At 52.7% G+C, this 16480-nt stretch carries 8 protein-coding genes; 7 read left to right on the top strand and 1 reads right to left on the bottom strand.

The window, feature by feature from the left end; translation table 11 throughout:
- Positions 1–16: 16 nt before the first annotated feature.
- The gene (locus HV346_RS19245; RefSeq protein ID WP_181620770.1) at positions 17–10411 is read left to right on the top strand and encodes a hemagglutinin repeat-containing protein; all 10395 of its coding nucleotides are present in this window, start codon (positions 17–19) and stop codon (positions 10409–10411) included.
- A 5-nt stretch (positions 10412–10416) separates the two neighbouring features.
- On the top strand, positions 10417–10830 hold the full coding sequence (locus HV346_RS19240) for a hypothetical protein (protein ID WP_181620769.1): 414 nt from the start codon (positions 10417–10419) through the stop codon (positions 10828–10830).
- Positions 10831–10882: 52 nt separating this feature from the next.
- On the opposite strand, the gene HV346_RS19235 is transcribed toward HV346_RS19240, so the two are convergent.
- Positions 10883–11086, bottom strand: a complete 204-nt coding sequence (locus tag HV346_RS19235; RefSeq protein ID WP_181620768.1) for a hypothetical protein — start codon at positions 11084–11086, stop codon at positions 10883–10885.
- Positions 11087–11422: 336 nt separating this feature from the next.
- On the opposite strand from HV346_RS19235, the gene HV346_RS23485 reads away from it, so the two are divergent.
- The 5 genes from HV346_RS23485 to HV346_RS19210 all read left to right on the top strand — a co-directional run bounded on the left by HV346_RS23485 (position 11423) and on the right by HV346_RS19210 (position 16262).
- Positions 11423–12364: a cysteine peptidase family C39 domain-containing protein gene (locus tag HV346_RS23485; RefSeq protein ID WP_249415111.1), complete on the top strand. Its 942-nt coding sequence runs from the start codon at positions 11423–11425 to the stop codon at positions 12362–12364.
- A 612-nt stretch (positions 12365–12976) separates the two neighbouring features.
- Positions 12977–14416 carry a VENN motif pre-toxin domain-containing protein gene (locus HV346_RS19225; RefSeq protein WP_181620767.1) on the top strand — a complete coding sequence of 480 codons (1440 nt, stop codon included), beginning with the start codon at positions 12977–12979 and terminating at the stop codon, positions 14414–14416.
- The gene (locus HV346_RS19220; RefSeq protein ID WP_309228365.1) at positions 14416–14961 is read left to right on the top strand and encodes an immunity 42 family protein; all 546 of its coding nucleotides are present in this window, start codon (positions 14416–14418) and stop codon (positions 14959–14961) included. The genes HV346_RS19225 and HV346_RS19220 overlap by 1 nt, the downstream gene beginning before the upstream one ends.
- Before the next feature lie 296 nt (positions 14962–15257).
- On the top strand, positions 15258–15914 hold the full coding sequence (locus tag HV346_RS23480; RefSeq protein WP_239006629.1) for a hypothetical protein: 657 nt from the start codon (positions 15258–15260) through the stop codon (positions 15912–15914).
- Positions 15915–16262 carry an immunity 8 family protein gene (locus HV346_RS19210; protein ID WP_181620766.1) on the top strand — a complete coding sequence of 116 codons (348 nt, stop codon included), beginning with the start codon at positions 15915–15917 and terminating at the stop codon, positions 16260–16262.
- The last annotated feature ends 218 nt before the right edge of the window (positions 16263–16480 follow it).

The following is a 16480-nucleotide window of genomic DNA, read 5'->3' as shown; positions in this document are numbered from 1 at the left end:
TCAGGAATTAACCGTTATGGATAACCGTCACTCCGTCTCTTTCTGTCGTCGTTTCCTGAGTTATGCCATCTGTGCCGTCATCGCGGGGCAGCCGTTATTACCTGCCATCGGCGCAGCGATAACGCCCTCCGGCAACGCACAAATGGAACAAGCGGGTAACGGTGTGCCGGTGGTCAATATTGCTACGCCCAACGGGGCGGGAATATCCCATAACCAGTACGGCGACTATAACGTCGGGAAAGAAGGGCTGATCCTCAATAACGCCACCGGCAAACTGAACCAGACGCAGCTAGGCGGTCTTATCCAGAATAACCCGAACCTGAAGGCTGGACAGGAAGCCAGAGGCATTATTAATGAGGTGACAGGAGGTAAGCGTTCCGAGCTAAAGGGTTATACCGAAGTTGCAGGTAAAGCCGCAAACGTCATGGTCGCCAACCCTTACGGTATTACCTGTGATGGTTGTGGCTTTATCAACACACCGCAGGCGACGCTCACGACCGGCAAGCCGGTGATGAGCGCCGACGGTAGCCTCCAGGCGCTGGAGGTTACAAAAGGCAGCATTACCATCAATGGGGCAGGGCTGGATGCCAGCCAGTCAGATGCGGTGTCCATCATCGCCCGTGCAACAGACATCAACGCGCAGCTCCATGCGAAAGATTTAACGGTGACAACCGGGGCTAACCGGGTTGGCGCAGACGGAAGCATTACTCCCATAAAGGGCGAAGGTGTTGCCCCGACCGTCGCAATTGATACCAGTGCACTTGGTGGAATGTACGCGAACCGTATCCGGCTGGCCTCGACAGAGCGTGGCGTTGGGGTAAACCTCGGCAACCTCAATGCCCGCCAGGGGGATATTACGCTGAATGCAGCAGGTAAACTGGTCCTGAAGGACAGTCTTGCCACTGGTAACACGACCATCACCGCAACGGACGTTACCCTTTCCGGCGATAACAAAACCAGTGGAAACCTGAATGTCACCGGGACAAATGCCCTGATGCTGAATCAGACCCGTCTGGTGGCCGATAAACATCTGACGCTGTCCTCGTCCGGGCTGATTGCGCAGAACGGTGGGGAACTGACTGCCGGGCAGAACATCACGCTCAGCGGCCATGCACTCAACCAGGACAATAGCGGCAAAACAAACGCCAGCGGCAATGTCACCCTGAGTGCCACCGGCAATGCGATGATGAAAGGCAACACAGTTGCCGGAAACTCCCTCGTTGTTAATACCGGGAGTCTGAGCAACAGCGGGATACTGGCTGCCGGAACGGATGCTCATGTCAGAACGGGTGAGCTGACCCACAGCGGCACTCTCCAGGGTAACACTCTGAATGTCATCGCCACCGATCTCACCAGTACCGGTGGCCTGAAAGCTGGCCGTTCTCTGGATATCAGCGCCCGCGATATCACGCTGTCCGGTCAGACCATTTCGGGTGACAGTCTGATCCTGAAAGGCAACACACTGAAAACCACTGCCACGGCACAGACGCAGGGTAACAGCGTCAGCGTGGAGGTACAGAACGCACAGTTCGACGGGACACAGGCGGCCAGAGACAGTCTTGCCATTAAGACCCGTGGCCGTCTGACACATGGCGGCATCACCCAGGCGCAGACGCTGAAGACAGAAAACGACAGCTTCAGTAACAGTGGCCTGTTACTGGCAACCGGAGATATTCATGTACTTACGCAATCCGTGGCGAATACCGGCACTGTCGCAGGCAACGTCCTGTTCATTAACGCAGAACACATCAACAACAACGGACTGTTACAGGGTGACGATTCACTGAACCTGACCGGGCGTGCTCTTGATCTACAGGCTGGCTCCCGCACGCTCACAAATGGGATATTAAGCCTTTCGGGAACGACACTCACCAGCGCAGGACAGATCCAGGGAAACGGTATCAGCGTTAATGCTCATGACTGGCAACAGGGCGGCAGTTTGCTGGCAACGGGCGCGCTTTTGGCATCGGTTACCGGGACGCTGAACAACACCGGCGAACTGCTGAGCCAGAACAACGCCACGCTGAATGTGGCACATATCATCAGCAGCGGCCGCCTGTTGTCTGCCGGTGATCTTGCGGTTACAGGTAATACGCTTCATAACAGCGGTACGGTGCAGGGGAATAATGTCGCCCTTTATCAGGACCGCATCACCAACAACGGGGCGATCACCGGGGTCGCGGCACTCACGCTGGCTACTCGTCCGGATATGGCCTCACCGTTTCTGTCGCTGGTTAATAACGCAAAGGGATCGCTGCTGACTGCGGGCGATTTGTCCGTCACTGCCGGCGAACTAAACAATACAGGACAATGGCAGGGGAAACGGGTACTCGTTCATGCGCAGAAACTGACGAACAGCGGTGCGCTTCAGGCGGCAGAGTTACTGGACGCGCAAATCAGCAATAACCTCACCGGCGTAACCGGCAGCAAAATCACCTCAAACGGCGAAATGGCCTTATCGGCGCTGACGCTGACGAACGGCGGACAGTGGATCGCGAAAAACCTCGCACTCAACGCAAATGCGTTGACAAACAGCGGAGAGATCACCGGGGTCGATGCACTGTCAGCCACCCTGAAACAGAGCCTGAATAACCAGACCGGCGGGAAACTGCTCAGCGGTGGCAGTCTGAATCTCAGTGCAGGCAGTACCACGAATGCCGGGCAGGTTCGGGGGGCATCGCTGACGATGAATGTCTCCGGGGAACTGGGCAATACCGCCGGAGCCGTGCTGCTGAGCCAGGATACGCTGAAGCTATCATCAGCAACGCTGAGCAATCAGGGCACGATTCAGGGCGGCGGTGAATCTTCCGTGGAGGCCCGCACCCGCATACAGAACGACGGGAAACTCATCTCGGGAGGGAAACTCACGCTGGGCGCACCGGAACTGATGAACAACAGCAACGGGCTGATGCAGGCCGTCACGCTGCTGTTGGATGTGGTGAATACGGTGAACGGTGGGCGCGTACTAACGTCCGATCGTGCAGAGCTGAAAGGCACGACGCTGACCAACAATGGTACGCTTCAGGGGGCGGATCTGCTGGTGAATTATCGGAGCTTCACCAGCAGCGGTACGGCGCTCGGTACTGCCTCCCTGACGGTAAAAGGGGACTCTCTCAGTCATACCGACAGCGGTAAACTTTACAGCGCGGGCAACCTGCTGCTTGATGTGCGCGATTTCAGTGGTCGGGGTCTGGTCGTTGCGCTGGGCGATACCACACTGAAACTGATTAACGCGCTCTCGAACAACGCTACGCTGGCCGCAGGCAAAACGTTGTCCGTGACGTCGCAGAATGCCGTCACAAACAACAGGCTGATGCAGGGCAATTCCATCGTGCTCAATGCCGGGGGCGAGTTTGTCAACAATGCGCAACTGACCCTCGGCAGTGGTAACAGTACGTTCAGTGCGCAGCACATCCTGCAAAATACCCCCGGCTCGCTCCGGGCTGGGGGAGATGTGTATCTGGCCAGCCGGGGCAATATCACCGTCAACGGTTTTACCGGGACGGCGGGTAGCCTGACGATGAGTGCGGCTGGGACCCTGCTCAACAGCACCCTGATTTACGCGGGTCATAACCTCTCGCTGTTTGCTGATCGCATTCACAATATCTATGGCGACATACTGGCGGGCAATAATCTCTGGATGCAGAGAGATGCGGTCGGGAATGCCAACCGCCAGGTGGTAAATACATCGGGGAATATTGAGACGCAGAAGGGCGATATTACGGTTAAAACCGCCAGTTTGCTAAATCACAGGGAAGGGTTAACTGCTACAACGACAGAGAATGTGGCTTCAGCAGCGGAACCAAAGATTGCCGTTAATATTGATGATATGCCTGAAGGTAGTGTTGGGGTGTATTACGATTCCAGAACTTTCCACGGTGGAGGCGGTTGTGCTGAAGGGCTCTGCATAACCTATTACAAATTTTACTATGCTCCATTCGAGGATTATTTATCCCGGAAATTTATCCTCTCTGAATCGGCTACTCACGTAACCAGTCAGGGGGGGGCGGGACGAATTGCCTCTGGACGAGATATCAGCATAAATGCCGCGTCATTGAATAATGAAGCCAGCGTTATTCTTGCTAATCGGGATATACAACTGTCAGGGGGCGATTTTAATAATCAATCCTGGCAGGACGGGACAACAAAAGAATATTTAATTTATTCCTTTGATGGAAAGGTGGCTACAGACTCTGTCAGCTATATGGACAATCTATCCAGCCGTGGTGGCGTTGATGTGGAAGTCACTCGTCCTGGCAGTGACAGTCTGACGTTTAGTGTGACAGGTCATAATACTGAGTCTCAGACGGGCGCGATCTATCGCGCCATTATCAGCGCTGGCGGCAATCTCAGTGCGAATTTCACAAACAACATCGGCAATACCACCGTCACGGCGAATGCGGGTGGTATCAGCAACACGATTAATGCACCTTCGCTGAACACGCTGACACCGCAGGGTATCGGCAATAGCTTTAGTGGTGAATCACTGGCGGCAGTCGACAATACGGGGATCCGCGGCCCCGGTGGACTGAGCGATATCGCGGACGGGCTGGTGGCCATTTCAGGCGCCAACAGCAGTCTGTACCCGCTTCCGTCTGGCAATAACGGTTACTTTGTGCCATCGACAGACCCTGACAGCCCGTATCTGATTACGGTGAATCCGAAGCTGGAAGGGCTCGGGAATGTAGACAGCAGTTTGTTTAACGGCCTGTATGGACTCCTCGGGATGACACCGGGTCAGGCTCCGCATGCGGACGCGCGATGGAGTGATGAAAAAACGTTCCTTGGCTCGGCATACTTCCTCGATCGTCTGGGGCTGCGCCCGGAAAAAGACTACCGTTTCCTCGGCGATGCAGTTTTTGATACCCGTTATGTGTCAAATGCTCTGCTGAACCAGACCGGCTCACGTTATATCAAGGGGCTCGGTTCAGACCTTGAGCAGATGCAATACCTGATGGACAGTGCCGCATCACAACAGAAAGGTCTCGGACTCACCTTTGGTGTGTCACTGACCGCTGAACAGGTTGCCAGCCTCTCCGGCAGTATTCTGTGGTGGGAGTCTGCGACCCTCAACGGGCAGACCGTGATGGTGCCGAAACTCTACCTTTCTCCGAAAGATATCACCCTTAACCATGGCGGCGTGATCAGCGGGAATAACGTACAGCTTGCGGCGGGGAATATCACCAACAGCGCAGGGACTCTCACTGCACAGAATGGCCTCGCGCTCGACAGCGCCAGCAGCATCGACAACCTGAATGCGGGGCTTATTAACGCAGGTGGCAGCCTCAACCTGAGCGCAGTCGGGGATATCAACAATGTGGGGTCGGCGATTGCCGGTAAAGCCGTTGCGCTGGAGAGTATTACCGGCAGCATTAACAACATCACGCAGACGCAGAAGTGGGGGGGGAGCGACGCACGCACGCATCTTAGCGGGACCGATACTGGCTCAACCGCGACCATAACTGCATCAGACTCGCTGTCACTGGATGCCGGGAGGAACATTAACATCACCGGGGCGGAGGTCACCTCTGGTGGTTCGCTCGGCATGTTCGCCGGTAACGATATCAGTATTGCCGCGAATGAGATCACCGCAAGCGACAGTCACCGTAACCGCAAGAACCGGGAAGTCAGCAGTAGCGCCACCTCGCATCAGGGCAGTACCGTCAGCGCAGGCAAAAGTGTGATGATGGCTGCGGATAACAACCTGAATATCATTGCATCAGATATCAGTGCACAGGATAACGCCCTGCTTTCTGCTGGAAATGACCTTAACCTGAATGCTGCGCGGGAAAATGAAAGTCATCGTAACGGTAAATCAGAGAGTCATGAAAGCCATGCCGCTGTTTCAACGGTAACCGCCGGAAAAAACCTCACGCTGACAGCAGGGCGTGATGTGAACAGCCAGGCTGCCAGCGTCGCGGCGGAAAACAACGTCGCCGTTCAGGCAGGACGAGATGTGAACCTGATGGCAGAGTCTGCCAGCGAAGGCAACAGTTACCGCTCAAAAAACAAAAAAGAGATTAATGAGTCTGTTCGCCAGCAGGGCAGCGAGATCACTGCGGGGGAGCATCTTGCCGTGGTTGCTGGTCGTGATGTGACCGCGCAGGCGGCAGATGTGTATGCCACGGGCAAAACCGCGGTGGTCGCCGGGCGGGATATCACGCTCAGCACCTCCACCGAAAGTGATTACGAATACCTCGAGAAGAAAAAAACCTCCGGCGGGATGTTCAGCAAGAAGACCACCCACACCCTCCACGAGGAAAGCCACTCCCGTGAGAAAGGCACGCAACTTTCAGGGGAAAGTGTGATTCTCAGTGCGGGTAATGACCTGATGCTTCAGGGCTCATCCGTTGCTGCTGAACGCGACGTGGCGCTGACAGCCGGAAACAACGTGACGGTCGAAGCGGCAACCAACACCGACACGTTCTACGACATGAAGAAGACGAAGAAATCCGGCGTCTTCAGCAGTGGTTCAGGTTTTGGTGTGACCATCGGCTCGCAGTCGTCAAAAAATACCCGTAAGGGGGCAGAAACGACCCAGAGCGATGCCCGAAGTATGGTGGGAACCTCTGGTGGTAACGTCATCATCAGTGCCGGAAATCAGGTCACGCTGAGTGCAGCCGATGTGATGGCCGGACGGGCGAAAGATGACACTACCCGCGCCACCGGGCATATCGATATTACGGGCAGCAACATCGTCATTATCCCCGGACGGGATACCGTTACTGAATCAGCGAAGCACGAAAGCAAATCCTCCGGTATTACCGTCAGTGTGAAAGCGCCCTTTGAGGACACCGTACGTAATGTGCGTGACACCGTGCGCGGGAAGGACGGTAGTGGTAAAAACAGTACCGTTGATAAGGTGAAATCACTCAGTGCAGAAGGGGCTGCACTGGCTTCGGATGGTCCTGGGCAGATGGCTGCTGTCTCTGCGGGGCGCAGTAAGTCTTCCGCCGAGTCGCACTACCAGGGTGAGTTCAACAGCGGCAGCAGTCTTGCTGCTGCTGGCAATATCCAGATGACGGCCACCGGTAAACAGGGGGGCAGCAACAGCGGCAATATTCTGATTGCAGGCAGCCAGATCAACGCCGGTGAAGCGGTGCTTCTGGATGCGAAACGCGACGTAGATATCACGACCTCCACCGACCGGGAGGCATACAGTAGCCGTAGTAAATCCAGCGGCTGGAACGTCACCTCGGAGATGCCGACCGCAGGCAGTGCTACCCGTGCTACCCAGGGCGGAGGGAAACATGGTAGCCAGCTTCTGCCGGGGGGGATGAAGCAGTCGGAGGATAGCAACCGCGGGACCCGCACGACAGAGAACGCGTCGGTCATTCAGGGTTCTGATATTTACGTCAACAGCCGTGAGGGCAGCGTGAATATCAGTGGTAGCCAACTCACCGCCACAGAAGACCTGATGCTTGCTGCGGTGAAAGGCAACATCACGGTCACTGCCGGACGCGACACGTCGCAAAATGATGTGAGAGGCAGCAGCAAAACGATTGGCACACTGGGTGGCGATGGCTACAGTGCCACAGCAGGTTACAGCCGGGAGAAACATAGCAGCAAGGAGGGTGCTACCACTGAGTTCGGGCAGCGTAGCCAGCTAACGAGCCAGACCGGCAACATCATTGCGCAGGCCGGAGGCGACCTCTCGCTTTCGGGGACGGATGTCCGCGCTGGTCAGTCGGTAAGTTTAAGTGGCGAGAACGTGCTGTTTGATGTGAGCCGTGACACCCGCGACGGAGAAGCCCACAGCAACAGTTCGCAGTACGGTGTGACCGCCGCTGCCGGTGGCTGGGCGGTTGATGCTGCAAAAGCGGCAGAGAGCACAGCTCGTAGCGTGGAAGACGGTGATGATGCGCGGCTCACCGCCATCAGAACAGGCCAGGCAGGCATGACTGCCGCCCAGGGGATGATGACGGACTCTGCTGTCGTCAAGGGCAAAGTCTCCGTTACGGTGGGCTCTTCCTCGCAGGACAATTCCTACCACGTCACGAACACCCATGGCACGACCGTGAACGCTGGAGAGAGCGTCGTCATTAACGCCCGCAACGATATTGTCGGCCAGGGCGTACAGATTGGCGGTAAAAAGGTGGTACTTGATGCGGGACGGGATATCCTGCTTACTGCGTCACAGAACACGCAGAATAGCCAGAGCAAAAACAGTGGCAGCCAGTTCAGCGCAGGCGTAGGCGTCAGCCTGATTGGCTCGCAGAACGGTATCAGCATTGAACTGGGGGCATCACAACAGAAAGGTAAGGAAAACAGCCAGTCACTGAGTAACACCAACAGCGTGATCCGTGCTGAAGACCAGCTTACGATCAGCAGCGGACGTGACACCACGCTGAATGGGGCTGAACTGGAAGGTCACCGCGTGGTGATGAATACCGGGCGTGATCTGACCATCAGCAGCGTCCAGGACACGGCATCCTACGACAGTCGGCAATCTTCATCAGGCGTAGGCCTCAGCCTGTGCATCCCACCGATTTGCTATGGAGCATCTTCCGGTTCAGTCAGCGCTTCAGGTGAGAATGTCACCCAGAGTGGAAGGAGCGTCACAGACCAGAGCGGTATTCGCGCCGGGGACGGGGGCTTTGATATCCGGGTGGGTAATCACACCCAGCTTGATGGTGCGGTGATTGCTTCCAAAGCGGACAGTGACAAAAACAGGCTGGAGACCGGAACGCTTGGCTGGAGGGATATTCATAACGAAAGTAAAACCTCCGGCGACAGTTACACGGTGGCGGTTTCGGGCAGTGCGGGAGGGAGCGGGAGTGGTGAAAACCGTAACGTGTCTCCGGCCATCGGCACAGGTCATGCTGAAAGGAACATCAGTGGCACGACCTCATCAGCCATCAGTAACGGCAGCATCATTATCCGGGACCCGGCAAACGAGCAACAGGATATCGCAGGGCTGAGCCGGGATACGGAGAATATCCACCGGGGTGTGGATGTTACGGGTGATGTGCAGAAGGTGAAGGATAATCTGGCGGTACAGAGTGAAGGGAGCGTCCTTGCAGCGTCAGCGCTGGATGTGTACGGAAAGTATGCAGAACGGAAGGCAAAAGAATCCAATGCGGCGCTGAAAGAGAAGCTGGCGGCAGAAGGCAAACTGACCGGTGACATGACAGCGGAGGAGCGGGAAGCCAGGCTGAAAGCAGACCCTGATTATCAGGTTACAGACTACGGTCCGGGGAGTGAGTTCTGGACGAAAGGGAGCGCCGCGGCGGGATTACTGGCAGGTGCGCTGGGTGGTAACCTGAAGGCAGGAGCGGCAGCCGGAGCGGCTCCGCTTCTGGCCTCGCTGGTAAGGAAGGTGGATGAAGCGTCGGCCCGTGCGGCGCTGCATGGTATCGTTGCAGCAGCCCTGACGAAAGTGTCTGGTGGCAGAGGTTCAGAGGGAATGAAGGCCGGGGCGGCAGGAGCCATAACAGGCTCCGGGATGACGGAGCATCTGATAAGTGCGCTGTATGGAAACAGGACGGCGAGTGAACTGACTGCGGATGAGAAGCGTCTGGTCAGCAGCCTGGTGACGATAGCGGGTGGTCTGGCAGGGGCGGGAGTCAGTGGCGGGAATCTGTCGATGGCGGCCCTGGCATCGAACACAGCGAGGGTGGAGGTTGAGAATAACTCTTTGAGCGATCTTCATGAGCAGTTAGTTACTGGCGAATCGCAGATAGACAAGTTCAAGAAACAGCTAAAAATAGATGAAGAGAAGTTCAGTCAGGAGAACTGCGCCGGGATAAGTGCGGAAGCCTGTACCGTTAAGTTTTATGAACATCGCAGAACAGAACTTAACGGAATCACCTCAACCACAGCCGATTTTCTGCCCGTGGTTGGAGATTTTAAGAGCTACGCTGAAGCCGAAGACTGGATTGATTATACGTTAGCAACTGTTGGGCTTATTCCTGGTGCAGACTTTGTTACAAAACCACTGAAGGAAGCTAAACAGTTGTTGAAGGCTGGTGACCTTAATGGTGCGAATAAGCTTCTACAAGAAACCAGTGATCAAATATCTTCAGTAACCCGGCCTGGACATCGGCAATCAGAAATAGATGTTGGGAATGATCTTGGAGATGGCTGGAAGGAACAGGTCAGCTACAAAGATGGAAAAGAAGTTCCTTATGGCACTAAAGGTAGCACCCGACCAGACTGGTGCAATGGAGATGTTTGTAGTTTAGAGGTAAAAAATTACAACATCGCTACAAATCAGAGCGGATTAATTAACAACGTAGCAAAGCAGGCAATTGAACGGCAGAAACATTTACCGGAAGGAATGATGCAGGAAATTGTCATTGATGTTCGTGGGCAAGTTCTTTCTCTTGCGCAAGAAGATGCAATTGTCCGAGGTATCGTTCAAAAATCCAATGGTATAGTTAAGCCCACCGATATTCAGTTTAAAAGGTAGCCATTATGAAACATGTTGGATTTATAGGTGGGAGTTCAATGGTTGAGTTAGGTTCCCCCTCTGAAATGGATGATTTTTTTTCATTTTGCTTTAACAATTTAAAAGGAAATAAAAATCATGCTGTTCTGGACAGACTGTACAGAAAATATGTCAGATTTGAAGAGCTTGATGAAATAAACAAGATAATTCAAGAGCTTAATGGTTATTTATCACCTGATGTAAAAGATAAATACTCAAAATATATCTCGGGTATTGAAACATGTATCGAATCAGCCAAGTTATTTTATGAAAGCTGGAATATCTATCAACCAGTTAGAGTTGGGATAACAGATATTCCTTTCTATATTGATGATAAGAGAAGACCCTTGAATCAATATGATGCCCTTGGCCCGGAAGAGCTTCCCTTCTGGTTGCGTTAAAAACCAAAGATCCCGACATTAGCGCCGGGATCGTATTATCATCCGTCAGCCGCTACATACAGCGCCCGTCGCCACGCCTGTACACCGGCAGATCGCCGGTATCGTTCAGCGCCCCCGGAAACCCTTCCAGCCACAGCTTCATCTTCTGCCGGTTGACGTAAGCGACGCTCAGCCCCTCGGCGCAGGCGTACAGCTCGCGGGTGTTCTGGGTGGTAATAACGATGCAGTCGGGCATCACCCGGATCTTAATCGGCATCCCGTCCCTGAACCTGAAGGCAGGAGCGGCAGCCGGAGCGGCTCCGCTTCTGGCCTCGCTGGTAAGGAAGGTGGATGAAGCGTCGGCCCGTGCGGCGCTGCATGGTATCGTTGCAGCAGCCCTGACGAAAGTGTCTGGTGGCAGAGGTTCAGAGGGAATGAAGGCCGGGGCGGCAGGAGCCATAACAGGCTCCGGGATGACGGAGCATCTGATAAGTGCGCTGTATGGAAACAGGACGGCGAGTGAACTGACTGCGGATGAGAAGCGTCTGGTCAGCAGCCTGGTGACGATAGCGGTGGTCTGGCAGGGGCGGGAGTCAGTGGCGGGAATCTGTCGATGGCGGCCCTGGCATCGAACACTGCGAGGGGGGAGGTGGAGAATAACTCTCTGGCCGGGGATAAGGGTAGTGAGTCACTTAAGGAAAGCAAAGAGTGGTGGAAAGAACAGATCAGGGACAAGCTGGGTGAAAATACCGTCTCCCAGATTGCGAATGGTCTGGTTAACGTAGCGGGTGAAACCGGTGATCTGGCGATACTGGGCGGCGATACGGCGTTTGATGTGATAGCGGCGCTGGCGACCTGTGCCACAGAGGGTAGTTACTGTAGCCAGGCGCAGAATGACATAGCCAAAAAAGACGCTGCTGCTGCGAAGGTGCTGAATGGCATCATGAATGGCGATGCGTGGGAAGGAATTAAGTCCACGTTCGTAAAGGCGGCCAATGGCGATCAGAAGGCTCTGGAGAATGTTGCAGGGGTATTATCTGGTGCTTTGATGCCAGCAAAAGTTATGCCGGGTGGTAATACAGCCAGTAAAGTAACAGTAAAACCAGTTACACCGAAGGCCGGAGCCGGTGGGAACTGGAATGTGCTGGATGAGATCGCCGATCCAAACGTAGTTAAACAATCAACGCCAACAGGTTGTGGTGGTGCATGCGGTGAAATGCTGCTGAAAGACAGAAATATCTTTATTGATCAGACTCAAATAGGAACTGGTCTGAAAAACCCTGAACAGCTAGCCAGAGATTTAACCAAGAATGGCGGAAGTAGTTGGAGTGGAGGGTTTGTTGGTTTTGAAGCCTATGATGCCCTGAATAAAACAGGTTCATGGAGTGCAATGATGTGGGATCAGGGTAGTAAAATTGGGCATTGGGTTGTTGTTAAAGGTACAGATAGTAAAGGAAATGTATCTATCTATGATCCGTGGAAAGGAACCAGTTATAAAATGACAGACAAAGAATTTAAGGGAACCTGGAATGGAAACGCTGTCTTCAACCAGTAACTCATTATATATAGAGAATATTTTATATTCGAAAGAGGATAGGACTGTTGTTTTATATTTTAACTGTATTAACAGTAAAGAAATTTACTCAGCAGAAGTGAAGCAAGTTGGTGAGATAAAGGTAGTCAGTTCTGACGAGCTTTATTCATTCTTAATGAAGTTTATGCCTTATGAATCTTCAATTTTTAATAAGTTACATAAAATAATATGGGATTACATCGAAGGCCGGGAAGTAACCTTCCCGATCCAACTGGTCCCCTAAACATCAGCAAGATCCCGGTCTCAGCGCCGGGATCTTTTTGTCAGCCGTCAGTCTCACCCACAATGCCCGTCCCCGCGCTTGTACACCGGCAGATCGCCGGTGTCGTTCAGCGCCCCCGGAAACCCTTCCAGCCACAGCTTCATCTTCTGCCGGTTGACGTAAGCGACGCTCAGCCCCTCGGCATGTAAGCGCACCCGTTTTAGTTCCACGCACTTTTTGAGCGTTCCGGTATATCAGCCATCAGTAACGGCAGCATCATTATCCGGGACCCGGCAAACCAGCAACAGGATATCGCAGGGCTGAGCCGGGATACGGAGAATATCCACCGGGGTGTGGATGTTGCGGGTTATGTGCAGAAGGTGAAGGATACTCTGGCGGTACAGAGTGAAGGGAGCGTCCTTGCAGCGTCAGCGCCGGATGTGTACGGAAAGTATGCAGAACGGAAGGCAAAAGAATCCAATGCGGCGCTGAAAGAGAAGCTGGCGGCAGAAGGCAAACTGACCGGTGACATGACAGCGGAGGAGCGGGAAGCCAGGCTGAAAGCAGACCCTGATTATCAGGTTACAGACTACGGTCCGGGGAGTGAGTTCTGGACGAAAGGGAGCGCCGCGGCGGGATTGCTGGCAGGTGCGCTGGGTGGTAACCTGAAGGCAGGAGCGGCAGCCGGAGCGGCTCCGCTTCTGGCCTCGCTGGTAAGGAAGGTGGATGAAGCGTCGGCCCGTGCGGCGCTGCATGGTATCGTTGCAGCAGCCCTGACGAAAGTGTCTGGCGGCAGAGGTTCAGAGGGAATGAAGGCCGGGGCGGCAGGAGCCATAACAGGCTCCGGGATGACGGAGCATCTGATAAGTGCGCTGTATGGAAACAGGACGGCGAGTGAACTGACTGCGGATGAGAAGCGTCTGGTCAGCAGCCTGGTGACGATAGCGGGTGGTCTGGCAGGGGCGGGAGTCAGTGGCGGGAATCTGTCGATGGCGGCCCTGGCATCGAACACAGCGAGGGTGGAGGTTGAGAATAACTCGCTGGGTGTTCCGGATAACAAAGCTCGTGCTCAGGAGATGGCTCAGTGCCGGGGTGGTGCTGCCTGTGAAAATGCCGTTATTAATAAGTACAAGAAAATCAATGCAGAACAGCATGAAAGTGTTGTGGGATGTAAAGGCGCTCAGGACTGTGTTAACAAAGCCAATGAGGTGGGTGAGTTACAGGCTGATTATGCCCGTCGTACCAGTGAGTTGCTGGAAAAGTCGCGCATTGATGGTGGGTTAAGTCCGGCAGAACAGGACGAATTAGCTGTTCTTCAGGTGACGACCATCCAGCTCGAAGCAGACCGAAACGCGGCGATCCACAATGCGTTAATGTCTGGGGATTCATCTGAAGCGAAGCAGCTTGCGATAAACTCGTTAGCGCAGGTGGCCGGGACCAGTGCGGCGGGAATCGCAGCGGGGGTTGGGAAAGGAGGAAAAGGTAGTTCGTTACCTACACCTACAACCACTTCGGCAGCGAATGGTCTGAACTATCAGTCCAACCCGAAACATACTCCAGGTCAGCAAGGTTATAGCTTTAATGCTGGGACAGAACCTAAAAACGCTATCGATCTATTTGGCGCGTCAGTTGCTAGTGGCAAAAAAAGGTATTCAATTGATAGTGAAGGAAATGTCCATCAATTTACAAATACAAATGATGGAACATGGCACTGGTCTGGGAGTACAGGAGATAAAACAGTTCCATTGAAAAAAAACGATATTCCAAATAGTGTTAAAAAAGAGTTTGGCTTGCCTGGAAAGTGGAGATAATGATGATATTTGGTAATCCGTATCATTTTGCTATATGGACAGAACTTGTCCCTCAGTGGAGTGAGTTATATAAGAATGGCCTTTTCCATTTAGTTATAAATGGAAGTCTGTATCCGGATGATATCAGGACATCAACATTATCCAGTGATCTCTATGAGATCACTGATAACGATTGTGCCTTAATATCACAACCTCAAAATGATGAGATTTTTTATTTATCTACAGAAATTGCTTTTAAAAGATTGTTTGATCTGACTTACCCTGAACCTTCTGAGCAAGATGAGTATCCTGAGCAAATATTTGATTATTGCATTACGTCTTCGAATATTAGTAGTCGTGGTGGATGTTTTTTTGCCGTTTCGAACGATATATCATTGAGAATTATTGGTGGGATAATACAACATCTAGTGAAAGATGAAAGTGAAGAAAAAAATGTATGGGAATATATTAAAAAACCATTACTGCAAGATATCACCATATTAAAGAATGATCTAAATGAAATTATGAGCAATGTAAGAGAGTATGCAGACTCTATTTTAAAATAACTAATGAGATAGTTAAAACAGTCGCTTCTTATAGCTGGTTACAGGCTCTTTAACATTACTGGGTGAAGTAGAGTACGAAGAGCAAAACCGCGTATCGGGGTACTGCGTCCTGCAGATAGAGTGCAACGGAGAAGGTGGATGTAATTTACTGAGTATACAGGGAAAATCTGCCTTCGACGGACAACTTCGCGTCGGAAAGAGTTGTTGTTGAGAATAACTCGCTGGCACATGTACTGGCGGCAGCGGAGAAAGAAAAGCCCGGCACGATAGCGAAATACCAGGCCGCCAGAGAAGCGATGTGTCAGCAGGACCCGGAAGCGTGTCGCCAGGCAGTGAATGAAGCGGCCAGCCTGGGACTGGATTTTGTGCCAGTCATCGGGGATATCAAAGGATTTCACGAAGCTGAGACGGCGCTGGACTATCTTGCTGCGGCGATAGGGTTGATACCGGGTGCTGGCGATGTGGCGGGTAAAACCATTAAGGCGGCAGAAACGGCGCTGAAGAATGGGGATGTTGCTGAAGCATCGAAGTTAATTAATAAAGCCAGCGATGAAATATCGGCTTATAATTCAGCTGCCTATCCAAAACTGAAAGACGATCTGATCCAGCAAAATCTGAATAATATCGCGAAGCAAGATCCTAGATTGGCAGCGGTTGTCAAAGGTGACAATGGAAAGCTGAACTATGGTGTTGGGACTGGCACCAAAGAGGAAGCTGATCTACTGGGTAAAATTTGGGTGGGAGAAGGAGCCAGACCAACAAGTGATGGCACAGGATTAGTTAGTGCTGATGGAACCAGAATTTATAGATCCCCTAAAGAAAAGCCAAATGCTCCTGATTCATTAAACCCAACGGGGACTCAGGCCAACTTTGAAAGTTATACAAAAAATATTGAAACAGGGAAAATGGATAAAACTGGTAACGGTCACTTAAATATTTCAGGGGAAAAATAAATGAAAGCATCTCTAAGGAGTATTGGTTGTGATTGGCTTGATTTATCAAGTTATGAACCTGAAGAAGATGATTGTTTTCAATTTTTAGCCCATCTATGTATAGGGCCAGCAGAAGAAAAAGGGATAAATCATTTTGAGGTTTATGTTTGCACCCCGGAATGGCTCTGCAAACATCACTGGCTGCCGGAACTGATGCGCCATACGCTTCTGGTGCGTAAATATGATCTGGACGAGATCACCAAAACTATCACCGATTACATCGACCAGTGCGAAGGTAATGACTGGATGGAGATAGCTCAAAAGCTCTCTCGCGTCTTTGCCTGGGAATATGAAGACTATCAGCCTTAAATGAGAAAGATCCCAGCCCCTGCGCCGGGATCGTCTTTTTACCCGTCAGCCCTTAATCGCCTCAATCCCTGAATAGCAGTAAGATCTCGAGCCCAGCGCCGGGATCTTTTTGTCAACCGTCAGTCTCACCCACAATGCCCGTCCCTACGCCTGTACACCGGCATATCGCCGGTGTCGTTCAGCGCCCCCGGAAACCCGTCTGTAAGCGCACCCGTTTT

The sequence above is a fragment of the Enterobacter sp. RHBSTW-00994 genome (assembly GCF_013782625.1).
Classification (GTDB): domain Bacteria; phylum Pseudomonadota; class Gammaproteobacteria; order Enterobacterales; family Enterobacteriaceae; genus Enterobacter.
This window is presented reverse-complemented; position numbering and strand designations above follow the sequence as displayed.